At 41.1% G+C, this 13,474-nt stretch carries 12 protein-coding genes; all 12 read left to right on the top strand.

Annotation, left to right across the window (positions count from 1 at the left end; all coding sequences use genetic code 11):
• Window position 1 precedes the first annotated feature (1 nt).
• Complete coding sequence (locus tag PGRAN_RS07520) at window positions 2-775, top strand: hypothetical protein (RefSeq protein WP_036066216.1); 774 nt, start codon at window positions 2-4, stop codon at window positions 773-775.
• Window positions 744-2,150: a glycosyltransferase family 4 protein gene (locus PGRAN_RS07515; RefSeq protein WP_241433308.1), complete on the top strand. Its 1,407-nt coding sequence runs from the start codon at window positions 744-746 to the stop codon at window positions 2,148-2,150. Before PGRAN_RS07520 ends, PGRAN_RS07515 begins: the two co-directional genes overlap by 32 nt.
• Window positions 2,128-3,093 carry a hypothetical protein gene (locus PGRAN_RS07510; protein WP_036066214.1) on the top strand — a complete coding sequence of 322 codons (966 nt, stop codon included), beginning with the start codon at window positions 2,128-2,130 and terminating at the stop codon, window positions 3,091-3,093. The genes PGRAN_RS07515 and PGRAN_RS07510 overlap by 23 nt, the downstream gene beginning before the upstream one ends.
• 24 nt (window positions 3,094-3,117) lie before the next feature.
• On the top strand, window positions 3,118-3,909 hold the full coding sequence (locus tag PGRAN_RS07505) for a hypothetical protein (protein ID WP_051998487.1): 792 nt from the start codon (window positions 3,118-3,120) through the stop codon (window positions 3,907-3,909).
• A 524-nt stretch (window positions 3,910-4,433) separates the two neighbouring features.
• The gene (locus PGRAN_RS16770) at window positions 4,434-4,592 is read left to right on the top strand and encodes a hypothetical protein (RefSeq protein WP_185526573.1); all 159 of its coding nucleotides are present in this window, start codon (window positions 4,434-4,436) and stop codon (window positions 4,590-4,592) included.
• A gap of 57 nt (window positions 4,593-4,649) precedes the next feature.
• Window positions 4,650-5,450, top strand: a complete 801-nt coding sequence (locus PGRAN_RS07495) for a Crp/Fnr family transcriptional regulator (protein WP_077914623.1) — start codon at window positions 4,650-4,652, stop codon at window positions 5,448-5,450.
• Between the two features lie 101 nt (window positions 5,451-5,551).
• Window positions 5,552-6,262, top strand: coding sequence for a polyphosphate polymerase domain-containing protein (locus PGRAN_RS07490; protein WP_036066209.1), 711 nt, complete (start codon window positions 5,552-5,554; stop codon window positions 6,260-6,262).
• Window positions 6,262-6,939 (top strand): DUF4956 domain-containing protein, encoded by a 678-nt coding sequence (locus PGRAN_RS07485; protein WP_036066208.1) that lies wholly within the window; start codon window positions 6,262-6,264, stop codon window positions 6,937-6,939. The genes PGRAN_RS07490 and PGRAN_RS07485 overlap by 1 nt, the downstream gene beginning before the upstream one ends.
• A 250-nt stretch (window positions 6,940-7,189) precedes the next feature.
• Entirely contained in the window at window positions 7,190-8,044 is an 855-nt protein-coding gene (bla, locus tag PGRAN_RS07480) for a class A beta-lactamase (RefSeq protein WP_036066262.1), read from the top strand.
• Between the two features lie 511 nt (window positions 8,045-8,555).
• Window positions 8,556-11,198, top strand: a complete 2,643-nt coding sequence (locus tag PGRAN_RS07475; protein ID WP_036066207.1) for a cation-translocating P-type ATPase — start codon at window positions 8,556-8,558, stop codon at window positions 11,196-11,198.
• The gene (locus tag PGRAN_RS07470; protein ID WP_036066206.1) at window positions 11,191-12,132 is read left to right on the top strand and encodes an L-lactate dehydrogenase; all 942 of its coding nucleotides are present in this window, start codon (window positions 11,191-11,193) and stop codon (window positions 12,130-12,132) included. The genes PGRAN_RS07475 and PGRAN_RS07470 overlap by 8 nt, the downstream gene beginning before the upstream one ends.
• 182 nt (window positions 12,133-12,314) lie before the next feature.
• Complete coding sequence (gene ytvI / locus PGRAN_RS07465) at window positions 12,315-13,424, top strand: sporulation integral membrane protein YtvI (protein WP_036066205.1); 1,110 nt, start codon at window positions 12,315-12,317, stop codon at window positions 13,422-13,424.
• Window positions 13,425-13,474 lie beyond the last annotated feature (50 nt).

Genomic DNA, 13,474 nt, shown 5'->3' with positions numbered 1-13,474 from the left:
GTTGAGAACTTTAAAAGTGTTAGTGTATGGGGATGTGGATTTGAATATTATGGATGGCTCGGCGGTATGGCTTACTTCCATGGCGGGAATGCTCGCTACGAGTCCTGATATTCAAACCGATATTCTGCTAAAAGCACGTATCAAAAACACTCGATTAACCGAAGAAATGGCGGAATACTCTAATGTGAAGATGATTCAGCCTTATGAAGACTTGGAGAAGCAAACATTTGCGAATGGAAACCGGATGAATGTGGCAGAAGCAGTGCGTGTGATGAAGGAACTGGATGCCAAAAATAAATACAACCTTATTATTGTTCGCGGATTCGATTTAGTACGCCAGCTATTGCAAGAATCTAAATTAGCGGGAAAAACGGTACCTTATATTACTGATTTTCATCATACACTCACCGAGTCATCACGAAAAGAACGGTCGGAGTTGAGCGAAGTATATCGACGTTTTCCAAACCTTTTTATGCAAACTGAGCCAATGAAGCAAGCCTTTATGCGACTCATGAATGTGGATGGGGCAAAAATTCAGATTTTATTCCCGATGGTACCGAATATGACGGCAGAACCAAGCTTCCGAAATCAAAATGATCGTTTAATTTATACAGGAAAGTTTGCCGCAGATTGGTATACAGAAGAACTATTAGAACTAGCACCGAAACTGGATAAGAATATGATGATCGGCATTGCTGGAGATAAATTTCAAGGAGAACTAGCAGCGAAAAAAGAAGCAGATTATGCAACAATTTACGGAAGAACCGATGATTGATTGGCAGGGAGCCATGTCACGTTCGGCCAGCCAGCAATTTATTGAAGACGGAGACGTTGGTATTAGCTGGCGCAGTGAAGCAATCGATAATGATGAATCAGTGGAGCTATCGACGAAGTTATTGGAATATGGGCGTAACGGGAAACCGGTCTTATTGCGTCGTACAAAGATGCATGAAGATTTACTAGGCAAAGATTATCCACTATTCGTGATGACAAAAGAGGAATTTATCGAAAAAGCAACACAGAGTTTGACAGATAGTAAATTATACGAGCGAGCAGCACGCATGACATATGAAGCCAGCAAATATTTCACGATGGAAGCATCTTATAAGCGTTTAAGTTCCTTTTTATGGAGCTACCAAAAGGATAAGATTCGAGTTGTTTTTGCAGGTCATGATTTGAAATTTTTGACGATGGCTATTGCTGCATCTGAAGCTGACCCTCAGTTAGAAGTGAAGATTGATACGTGGCAAGGACATGCGACCCACGACGAAAAAACGAGTCAAAAACTACTAGAATGGGCGGATGTTATTTTTTGCGAATGGGGTCTAGGCAACGCGGTTTGGTATTCGAAGCATAAAAAACCGCATCAAAAACTTATTGTCCGGATGCACTTGCAAGAACGCGAAACATCACATCCAGCCAACTACACGATTGAAAATATCGACCAATTTATCGCCATTTCACCGTATATATTTGAAGAATTTCACCGGGTTTGCGGAATTCCACGGGAAAAGATGACAATGATTTACAATATGATTGATACCGCGCAATATCGCCGTAAGAAAACAATCGATAGCCGTTATAACATCGGTGTTTGTGGTATTTTACCAAGTCGAAAGCGTCTGGATTTAACGCTAGACATTTTAGAAAAGCTATGGCAAAAAGATAATCGTTACCGTCTTTATGTGAAAAGCAGGATGCCACAAGATTTGCCGTGGCTCATGCAGCGCGAAGACGAAAAAGCGTATTACGATGCTGTTTTCAAACGTATAGAAGATGCACCGTGGAAAGATGCCGTCATTTTTGACGAACATGGGGATGATGTTCCCGAGTGGATGCGCAAGATTGGTTTCATGTTATCAACGAGTGATTTTGAAAGTTTTCATTTAGCACCGATGGAGGGAATGGCGTCAGGAAGCGTGCCGTGTGTTTTACACTGGTCAGGAGCCGAAACGATTTATCCAGAGGAAAATATTTTTGAGACGACAACAGAGATCGCGGACTACATTCGAGCGTATAAGCGAACACCTGAAAAACAAGCAGAACTACGCCTGTATCCACAAGCCAATTTTGATAAACTAATCATCTGCAAAAAAATAGAAAAAACGATAAAGGAGGCTTTCTTATATGGAGCGAGCAACAAGCTTTGAGATGGAAGTAGTAGCGGGAAAAACACCAGTACAATATCATATTGCTAAATCGAGCCCGGCTAGTGAGTACCTTCTTGTTTGTTTTGCGGAGCTTGACAATGCAGACAAACCGTTTGACTATTTAGGCGAAGCGAGTAATACGGATATCCATCACCGACTGTTTCTAATGCCGCCTGCCAAGGAGAATAACAAAATCACGCTGGCACAATATGAAAAAGTGACGAATGAACTTGTGGAATCTGTCGCTAAAAAACTGAAAGTGAATCGCAAAAATATCATTATTACTGGATATGGCGAAAGTGGAACGGTAGCGATTTATTTTGCCATGCGATTCCATTACAACCACACGATTGCGGGCGACCCAAAAAGTTTGAAAAACCACTATGTTTTTCATCAGAATGTGGTCAAAGCATCTCTGAAAGGAAATCAACGTGTCGATCATCAATTTGCACAACTGCACATCGAGGACTTCAATCGTCCCCAGATATACTTCTACAGCGGATCTAGCTCAAAGAATTATGAAGATGAGACGAAATATCTATTAGGTGTCTTGAAGGATAAACAAGTGTTGAGCACGGTTTGTCGCCGTCGTAATCTAGGCGTAGCAGGTTTCCCAGACTTCTTGAAAAGCGAATTGTGTGAGCGCACGAATCAATTGACTTGCGAGGAAATCATCGCTTGGCAAAATGACAGCAAAATACTCGCGGAATGTGTGTTACCCGATTATTTAATGAAAGACCCGAGCATTGAATTTGCTTATTACTTCTATAAAATTGGAGAACAAGAAGCATTGCATAAAACAAAATACCAAAAAAGTCCTCAATATCGCTATACAGCTGAGGATGGTGGCAGTTATTTTGTTAAAGTATTCATCAAGCGAAACAAAGAAACAATCACAAAAAACTCAGGAAAAATCCGCATTACCGTCGCGGTGGATTTCTAAAATGATAATGGAAAAGGTGAAATTATGTTACATGGCAGACATTTGAAGAATGGGAGTAAACATCTGATCCTTGTTTTCCAATCAGTCAGTAAGAAAGTTTTAGACGAGGTACCAAGCGTCTTAAATGGTACTGCAGATCATGCAAAAATCAAAAAGCTGCATGAACGATACAACTGGATGAATTTTTGTATGGACTATAAAGAGAGCGATTATCTATTCGTTCAAGATTGCTTTTCAGATAGTTATGGGTGGTATTTGTTCGACGGTGGCAAGGCGATTTACAATGAGTTAAATGAGGAGTTAGAGCAATTCATTACTAAGCACGGGTATGAAAAAGTGATTGCGTTTGGGAGTAGTAAAGGCGGAACAGGAGCCTTGGTATATGGTGTTTTGAATCGTTACATTACTGATGTTTTTGCACTTGTTCCGCAAGTGAAAGTAAGTAGTTTTATCGACCGATATCATCCGACAGAAAAAGAGGCATTTTATCGGGGCAATACCGCACTGGAGGGTGAAATAGACACATTTTTCTTTAACTCAAAAAATTACCAACCTGATGTGATAAAAAATACAACATTCCATTTGTATACAGGGAAAAACGATATGCAATTTGCGGAGTTAATGGCATTAAAAGACTATTTACAAGAACAAGATGTCCGCGTAAAAGTAATTATCAATTCGTACCGGAAAAGCCATAGTCCACTCGTTACGGAGCATACTAACTTGATTTATCGAACGATTCGAGACATCAACGAATCACGCCCCTTTGGATTTCCAGAGTTGATTCGATTAAATGATGACGCGTATATGCTTTAATTTTGCAATAGGGCTATAAAAAAGGGATAACATTCAAAAACGCCAAGCCAATATATTTTTATAGCAGGGTTGTTGGCTTGCGAATCTGAAGTAGAGTTGATCAGTTTTTGGAAAAAAGGGGAGTACGCATTGTAGCATCACATATGTTGCTTTTTAACGAGCGATATCGTAAATGCTGTGTTCGCAAGAGATCTGTGATTCGTAATGCATTATTTTTAGCCACTTTATCTTCATCAAACAGACGATATAAGTTTCATTTGCTCCAATCAAAAATTTATCCACCCCCTCTGACTTGCGCCTAAGTAAAATCATTGAAGGCCCTGAAAAGTCAAAGAAAGCGACACCCCTCAACTTATTTCCCCTTATGCCATCATAAAATACTTGAATTTTTACGCGAGCACGCACGGTTTTGAATATAGAGTACTATGTTACGCCAAATCCCTAACGGAGAATGCGGTGTTGTTCTAATTTTTATAAATAATATTTTAGTGGATAAACCGTCTGTGTAAACGATGTATGCAGATATGCCAAATGGCTATACGCGGGATTATGTTTATGTTGAGGATGTGGTGGAGGCCAATAGGCTAGTATCTGAAGAAGCAGTAAATACCGTTATTCATATCAGTTCTGAAGAGGAAATCGCGATTTTAGAAATGCTCAAAAAATATTGCGACGACTATTAAAGGCCATGCCTAGGGTGGCATAAGACATGCTATTGTTGCTAACGACCGCGCCAAAGAATGACCAATCAAGTAAGTTTGAAAGAAGATTTAATGGTTTTAAGAGATGCTATTGCTACAGCAACAAGCTCAAAAAGTTATGTGAAAATTAAAAGGAGGCATTCATTATGCTACAAACATTTGGCGTTGAAATCGACGAGAACTTTCTGGAAATACTGCTGTTTTCCAATAAATCATTTGATAAATATTCCAAAGAAAAAAGTATTACCAGCTAAAACAGTTATCGATGCCACGGTGACAGATAATCGTTCTTTCATCTATATAGAAAAAGGTCTAACCAAAGTTGTGGCAAGCCATAACACGAAGGAGACAACAATCTCATTCTCTGGAGATGGCGAATTTATCGGTTTTGCATCATTATTATCAAGGGGAAGCAATCAGTTTGAATTAGAAACGATTTCTGAAACGACGGCATATTTCATTGATCCGTACTTCGTTTTAAATGTAATCGATGAATCAGGTTGGGGGACCTCGATTCTACTAAAAATCATTGAAAATCTAACACAATCCGTGAACTATTATGGCAAGTTCAATCTTTTACCAGCGAAAGCAAAAGTAGCAGCGTCCTTGTTGCACTTAGAATCTAAAAAGCTAGGCAAATCAGAAGGACATTTACCAAAAGAAATCTGTCAACACCATTTAGCTAGCTATTGCCAAATCACGCGCGAGTACGCAACGACGATACTGTCTAAGTTTGAAGAAGAGGGGCTTGTCAAATTAACGCCGAAACCAATTACAATCTTGGATATACAGGCCTTAAAAGAAATGGTCGGTTTTGAAGTATCAGGATCTTTGCATTAATTGATAAAGAAATAGAATTTAGAATACCAGCCGGGAAGCGTAGCCTATTTTCGCGTTACGCTTCTGGTTTATATAAACATGTTTTAGAAAGGTGAGTAGTAATGCAGATTTTTGAACGGAAAGAAAAGAAATATATCTTGAGTGAGGAAAAATACACCTTGCTGTTAGATAGAATTTCTGAGCACATGAAAGAAGATAAGTACGGCTTACACACAATTTGTTCGCTGTATTACGATACAAACAACTATGATTTAATTAAGCGATCTAGTGAAAAACCTACATTCAAGGAGAAGTTCCGAGTTCGAACTTACGGGGTTCCGAGTAATGATCAGATGGTTTATTTAGAAATTAAGAAAAAATTAAAAGGGATTGTCTATAAACGGCGAATTTCGATGCGTTTGAGTCAAGTAGACGCGTATATGAGAAGCGATGAAGCACAGCAATTTGATGACAGATTAAATCAACAAATCAGTAACGAAATTTTTTGGCTAAAGAAGAAAGACATAATCGCGCCTAAAGTTATCATTTCGTATGATAGAAGAGCCTTTAGTGCGTATAAAGAGGACGAGTTTAGAGTAACATTCGATGCGAAAATAAGGTGGCGCAACGACGATCTCCAGTTGGCAAATGGTCACGATGGAGAACTTGTGGCACCAGAAATAGATGTATTAATGGAAGTGAAATCATTGCATGCCTATCCTTTATGGTTTGTAAGAATACTTTCAGAATTAGATCTTTATCCATCCAAATTTTCCAAATATGAGCAAGTATATAGACGCTATTTAACTAATCAGAAAGTAGGAGTTTTATAATGTTAGAAAATGTAGTGAAAAGTTCAATGGTGAACTTAGATGTATGGGAAATAATAATGTACAGTGGGGCTTCGGTTCTTTTAGGGATATTAGTTGCTTGCGTCCATATGTACCGCAACACCTATTCACAAAGTTTTATCGTGACGTTAACGATTTTGCCAATCTTGGTGCAATCGGTTATTATGCTCGTTAATGGAAATGTTGGTACAGGTATCGCTGTCCTGGGGGCATTCAGCTTGATTCGTTTCCGTTCTGTAGCAGGTGGTGCGCGCGAAATCAGCAGTATTTTTTGGTCGATGGGGATTGGCCTAGCAACAGGAATGGGGTATCTTATGTATGCGCTCATCTTCTCTGCCTTTGTTGCGGTTGTTTTGATTGTCTTAACGCGCACCAGATTTGGCTCGAAAAGTAAAGTGGCTGAGCGAAGTCTCCGTATTTCGATTCCTGAGGACATTGATTATGCGAACCTTTTCGATGACTTATTGCAACGTTATGGATATGAAATCTCACTGGAGCAAGTGCGGACGACGAATATGGGGAGTTTGATGGAGTTACGGTATTATATTAAATTGAAAAATATCGAGCAGGAGAAAGAGCTAATCGATGCAATCCGTACTAAAAATGGGAATTTACCTGTTATCTCGGGTCGTGTTTCGAGTATTAAGGCAGAGTTATAACCATTAGGTATAGCAAGAAGGGTAACCACTGAAAATCAGATGAGCTATTTCGGTGGTTATTTTGTATGATTTTCAACGTTGACGGAAAAATTAATATTTTCTTTCTGTTTTCTATACTTTTCCTTAAATGTTGTATGGTAGATTAGTATTTGTACGATATAATTAGGAGGGGTTGGAAGAATGTTTTTAAAAAAAATGTTTATTAGGATTGATGTTTCTTTTTGCAGTAACGGCTTTAGCGGCATGCGGCATGGCAGATAAGGATGCGACAGCTACTAAAACTAAAAAGGAAACAAAGCAGGAAAAAGCGTTGGCAGAGGCCAATGCCGAGTTGAAAAAACTAGAAAAGAAATATGATGCAACGCTAGGTGTTTATGGTGTTAATTTAGAGGACAATCAGAAAATCAGCTATAATGAACAAGAACGATTTGCGTATGTGTCTACATACAAAGCGATTGCTGGAGGATTACTACTTAAAAATTTGACAGCAGAACAGCTAAATAAGCGTGTCTATTTCTCAAAAGAGGATCTAGTCGATTACTCACCAGTTACAGAAAAACACGTGGAAAGTGGCATGACGGTTAAGGAAATTATTAACGCGGCCATGACGTATAGTGATAATACAGCAGGAAATATCTTATTTCATCAATTGAATGGACCTAAAGGCTATCAAAAAGAGCTCGCGAAAATTGGTGATAAAACAACACAGGCAGATCGATTTGAACCAGAATTAAATGAAGCTGTGCCTGGAGATAAGCGTGATACAACCACGCCAGAAGCGATGGTGAAAGTCCTATCATTCCTTGTAACAAAAGGAAATATGGCTTCTGATCGATTGGATTATTTCAAGCAAACGTTGATTGATAATACGACTGGAGATAAATTAATCCGGGCTGGCGTTCCAGAAGGTTACGCTGTTGGAGATAAAACTGGTGCTGGATCATATGGTACTAGGAATGATATCGCGGTCATCTATCCTAAGGAAAAGGATACGAGACCATTAGTATGGATTATCTATTCCAAAAAAGCGGGCAAAGACGATGAATACAACGATCAATTGATCGCAGACGCTGCAAAAGTGCTTAGTAATTATTTTTCTTTATAATACATTTCTCAGGTCGAGAGAAAAGGAACTCGTTTCATAGGGTTCCTTTTTTTGTTATCACGAAATAAAATTGTCATGAATGAATCTATGCGGCGCACAACTTTGGGCTGAAAAAGGAAATCAATGTGGTACGGTTTGAGGCCGTTTTATGGTATTATTATAAATGGAAGTATATAGAGAGAAGCTAACGAATGGAATTGTAAAGTGTCATATACAGTTGCACTTTTCTTCACTATTTGCAATTAGTCGTTGATCACACATTGACATTCTAAAAACAACATCGTAAATAACATAATAAAGACTAGAACCACTCGTAAATCTTGAAATGATGCTATTTTTGATCAGAAATAGTTATTGGAGGGGTTGTAGTTTTTTTTTTTCGGGAATAGTATAGAATAGCTGTATGATTGTTACATAAACCATCAAGACACGAATTGTAAGATTACTTTAATAGCGCAATTATTTTGGTAGGGAATCACGTATGGAGAAACATAGTGTGGAGGTAATCAGGATGAAATGGATGGAAAAAGAAATACAGGATATTTTTACGGCGCTTAATTCGAATGAGAGCAAAGGGTTAACGACAGGTGCTGCAACGAGGAAAAAAATTGAACATGGAGCAAATAAGTTCGAGGAAGGCCAAAAGGAAACATTACTTGCTAAAATTGGGCATCATTTACTAGAGATCACGACGATTATTTTACTTGTAGCAGCGGCAATTTCTCTGTACCTGGCAGTGACGACAGGATACGGATATCCGAAAGTAATTGTGATTTTGGCGATTGTTGTGCTGAACATGGTGTTAGGGATTTATCAGGAGAATAACGCAGAACGGGCGCTTGAGGCTTTGCAAAACATGAATGCGCACATGACGCTGGTGATTCGTGATGGTGTGAAGCAGGAGATTGACGCGACGCAACTTGTACCGGGAGATCTGATTGAACTTGGCGCGGGTGACATGATTCCGGCGGATGCGCGAATCATTGAAAGCAGTAGTTTGCAAGTCGAGGAGTCAGCGCTTACGGGTGAGAGCTTACCGGTGGAAAAGGATTCAAATGCGATTGTGACGGAGGCATCACCGCTTGGAGATCGCTTTAATATGCTGTTTTCGGGATGCTTAGTCACGGGAGGACGCGCGCGTGCGATTGTTGTGGAAACCGGGATGCAGACTGAGATGGGGAAAATTGCGAGCCTGATTAATGCGACGAAGAAAACGGAAACACCGCTGCAAAAACGCTTGAAGGAACTTGCGAAGCGTCTGAGTATTGTTGCGCTCGTTGCTGGTGTTCTTGTTTTTGGAATCGGCTTATGGCACGGTGAAACGATGATTGAGATGTTGATGATCGCGGTATCGCTTGCGGTTGCTGCGGTTCCGGAGACATTGCCGGTGATCGTGACGATTACACTGGCTTACGGCGTGCAGAACATGGTGAAGAAAAATACGATTATTAGACGGATTCCAGCTGTGGAAACGATTGGAAACACGTCGGTTATCTGTTCGGATAAGACGGGGACGTTGACGCAGAACAAGATGCGCATTCAGCAAATTTGGTCGGTCGGTGTGACGCCGAAAAAAGTGGAGGAAACATTTAGCGCGCAAGAAGATGCGCTGTTGGAAATGCTGAGCTTATCAAATAATGCAACGATTGAAGTGACGGAGGGCGTCGAGAATATCATTGGTGACCCGACGGAATCTTCTATTATCAGGTTGCTAGGTGAGAAAGGCTTGACGAAAAAGGCATTGGAACAGAAATCGCCTCGTGTATTTGAATTACCATTTGATTCGGAGCGCAAGTTGATGACGACTATTCATGAAGTGGAGGACGGTTTCTTAGCGATTACAAAGGGTGCTTTTGATAGGATTCCAGTTTCCTTTTCGGAGGAGTTGTTAGAGCAAGCACGCGAAATCCATGACCGTTTTGCGGAAAAAGCGTTGCGGGTCATTGCGGTGGCTTATAAACGTTATACGGAGATGCCGGTAGATTTAACGGCGGAGGCGCTGGAACATGATCTGACGTTTGCAGGGATGGTAGGCATGATCGATCCGCCAAGACCTGAGAGTAAGCGTGCAGTTTTGGCGGCGAAGAAGGCGGGAATAAAAACAGTCATGATTACGGGAGACCATATTGTGACCGCTTCTGCAATTGCTCGTGAAATTGGCATTTTGGAAGAAGGCGATAAATCGATTACTGGCGTGGAGCTTGCGGAGATGTCGCAGGAAGAATTGGAACGCACAGTTCGCGACTACGCGGTTTATGCCCGAGTAAGCCCTGAGGATAAAATTCGGATCGTCCAAGCTTGGCAAAAAAATGGCGAAGTAGTAACGATGACCGGAGATGGTGTCAATGATGCACCCGCTTTGAAAGCGGCGGATGTCGGAGCAGCGATGGGAATTACCGGAACAGACGTATCAAAAAATGCAGCAGATATGGTGATCACGGATGATAATTTCGCGACCATTGTAGATGCGGTGTCAGAAGGTCGGACGGCGTACGAAAATATTCGCAAAACGATTTATTTCTTGCTCAGCACAAACTTCTCGCAGATTTTCATCATGTTTATCGCGATTACGCTTGGCTGGGGAGCACCAGTTGTGGCAGTACAGTTACTGCTCATTAACGTTGTTGCAGATGGGATTCCTGGTTTTTGTTTGAGTCGTGAAAAAGCAGACGCGAATGTGATGGATCGTCCGCCGATGAAGAAAAATAGTGGCATTTTTGCGAATGGTTTAGGTGCGAAAGTAGCGACGCAAGCCGTTGTGTTTACCGTGGTGACCTTGGTCGGATTTTATGTCGGTAGATTTGTTGATATCAATGCTACCATTGGCGCAAGTACAGACGTTGGGATGACAATGGCGTTCGTTATTTTAGCCTGGTCGTCCGTGTCGCATATTTTTAATGTTCGTAGCGATGAGTCCATTTTCAAAATTGGCTTTTTATCGAACAAACCGCTATTTTTTAGCGCGATGCTATCGATGGTCATTATTTTACTGATGGTGCTGATTCCACCAGTTGCAAACATGTTTTACCTGGTACCGCTTAGCTTGACACATTGGTTGTTAGCATTTGGTTTATCAGTTTTTCCATTAATTTTTGTAGAAATTCAAAAAGCGGTTAAAAATCGCAAACAAAAAGGAGACGAGAAATATGCGTAAAGACAAACAAAAAGTGATTTTAGTAGGAGCGGGAGATGTTGGAGCAAGCTATGCCTTCGCACTGACTGCGCAAAATATCGCACGTGAAATCGGTATTATCGACTTAAATGTAGGTAAAAAAACAGGTGACGCGTTGGATTTGTCGCACGGCCTAGCTTACACTTCGCCAAAACGGATCTATGTAGCGAGTTATGACGATTGTACCGATGCGGATCTCGTTGTTATCACAGCAGGCGCAGCGCAAGCACCTGGTGAAACTAGGCTCGATTTGATCAGCAAAAATTTAAAAATCACAAAAGCCATTGTGGATAGCGTGATGGCCAGCGGTTTTGATGGTATTTTCCTCGTAGCAAGTAACCCGGTAGATGTTTTGACGTATGCCGTTTGGAAATACTCAGGATTGCCAAAGAACCGTGTCGTTGGTTCTGGAACATCGCTTGATAGCGCGAGATTCCAACAAGCACTGGCAGAACTTGTTGGCGTTGATGCCCGTGACGTACAGGCTTACACGCTAGGCGAGCATGGCGACAGTCAGTTTCCGGTCTGGTCACACGCGAATATTGGTGGCTTACAGATCAAAGAATGGATGCGAGATCATCCAGAAATCACGGATACAGTGCTTGATGAGCTATTCCATCGCGTTCGTGACGCAGCTTATGAAATCATCGAGTACAAAGGTTCTACCTACTACGGCATTGCGATTTCGCTTGCTCGGATCACAAAAGCGATTTTTAATGATGAAAATGCGATTTTGCCACTTTCGGTTTATTTAGAAGGTGAGTACGGACATCGCGATATTTATATCGGTTCAACGGCCGTTATAAATCGTGAAGGAATCAAGTTTATTATTGAAATGCCGCTAAATGACAAGGAACAACAAGACATGGACAAATCGGTGGGAGAAATTAAAGCGATGATGCACGACTTCTTCTAATCTTTCACCGGGGCGAGAAGGCCTCATTTCTGTCGTTAAAAGCTGTGCTCCGATGCTCATGTACAACCCCGTACGTGCCGCTTCGGTGCTCGCTTTTGCCCAGGAACTGATGCTTTCTCGCTTCCGATGAGGTTTGGAGTACATATTGGCTCATAGCATTGGAATAGAACGGAGGGGTGTTTTTGGATGAGGAACGGGAGAGCGCTCAGAAACCGGATTTAGAGAAGCAGAAACGGTTTTTGATTCGCTTTTTGTATATTGCTAGTATTGTTGTTATTATTTTTCTGTTTATAAAGTATGTTTTGCCGCTTACTTATCCGTTTTTGATCGGGTTTGGGCTGGCTTGGATGTGTATGCCGCTGACAAGGTTACTCGCACGGAAAACAAAATGGCGGAATCGCAAGGCTTGGGGACTTATCGTGATGTTACTTTTCTACACGATCCTCAGTGGACTGCTTTTTCTTGGATTGCTCGAGTTGTTCAAATTACTCGGTAGCTCGATTAGCAGTATTCCAGGTCATTATCAAAATGATGTTTTACCGGCATTGCAAAAAATTGAAGATTGGGGTGCCGACTGGATTGAGAATATTGCGCCTGATCTTTTGAAACAGTATACGGATGTGTTCCATGCTGTCATCGCCAAAATTGGGCGATTTGCGCTTTCGCTTTCGGGAAGTATCGCGAGCTGGGTCGGTTCTGTAACGCTTTCTTTGCCAAGTATTTTTATCTTCTTTTCCTTCAGTATGTTATTTTCCTTTTTCATCGTGTGGGATTTTGATAAGGTTGGAGCGTTTATGCGTAAGCAGTTGCCAGATCGCGTGAATGAAACGGTGCAAAATGTGCATAAGCATTTCAAAACTACGACGGTTGAGTACGTAAAAGCTTATCTTATTATCGCGGGAATTACTTGTGTGGAGCTTTTCATCGGACTTACCATTCTCGGTGTGCCAAATGCGATTTGGATTGCGCTTGGGATTTCTGTTTTTGATATGATCCCGGTATTTGGTACAGGCGGCATCATGATTCCGTGGGTTCTGATCACCATGATCAACGGCAATTTTGCTTTTGGGATTGAGCTACTTATCTTGTACGGCGTGATTACTGTCATTCGAAATATTATCGAGCCAAAAATCCTCGGTACAAAACTAGGCTTAAATCCAGTTGTGGCTCTATTTACACTTTACATCGGGCTCCAACTGTTCGGCATTATCGGGCTCATCATGGCACCAATTGTGACGGTTATTATCAAAGACTTGCACGATGCTGGGAAATTCAAGCTTTGGAAATATTAATAAAATGTGTCGCGCTCGGTAGAACTAGGCGCGGCCGTTTTTGATAGAAG

This window comes from Listeria grandensis FSL F6-0971, from assembly GCF_000525835.1.
Classification (GTDB): Bacteria; Bacillota; Bacilli; order Lactobacillales; family Listeriaceae; genus Listeria_A; species Listeria_A grandensis.
Note: the sequence above shows the minus strand (reverse complement) of the source record. Positions and strands in the feature narration are given on the sequence as shown.

Excerpts from the sequence above, each read along its gene's own strand:
- PGRAN_RS07515 (WP_241433308.1), top strand. The coding sequence starts at position 744 with ATGCAACAATTTACGGAAGAACCGATGATTGATTGGCAGGGAGCCATG.
- PGRAN_RS07510 (WP_036066214.1), top strand. The coding sequence starts at position 2,128 with ATGGAGCGAGCAACAAGCTTTGAGATGGAAGTAGTAGCGGGAAAAACA.
- PGRAN_RS07505 (WP_051998487.1), top strand. The coding sequence starts at position 3,118 with ATGTTACATGGCAGACATTTGAAGAATGGGAGTAAACATCTGATCCTT.
- PGRAN_RS16770 (WP_185526573.1), top strand. The coding sequence starts at position 4,434 with ATGCCAAATGGCTATACGCGGGATTATGTTTATGTTGAGGATGTGGTG.
- PGRAN_RS07495 (WP_077914623.1), top strand. The coding sequence starts at position 4,650 with ATGACCAATCAAGTAAGTTTGAAAGAAGATTTAATGGTTTTAAGAGAT.
- PGRAN_RS07490 (WP_036066209.1), top strand. The coding sequence starts at position 5,552 with ATGCAGATTTTTGAACGGAAAGAAAAGAAATATATCTTGAGTGAGGAA.
- PGRAN_RS07485 (WP_036066208.1), top strand. The coding sequence starts at position 6,262 with ATGTTAGAAAATGTAGTGAAAAGTTCAATGGTGAACTTAGATGTATGG.
- bla (WP_036066262.1), top strand. The coding sequence starts at position 7,190 with ATGGCAGATAAGGATGCGACAGCTACTAAAACTAAAAAGGAAACAAAG.
- PGRAN_RS07475 (WP_036066207.1), top strand. The coding sequence starts at position 8,556 with ATGAAATGGATGGAAAAAGAAATACAGGATATTTTTACGGCGCTTAAT.
- PGRAN_RS07470 (WP_036066206.1), top strand. The coding sequence starts at position 11,191 with ATGCGTAAAGACAAACAAAAAGTGATTTTAGTAGGAGCGGGAGATGTT.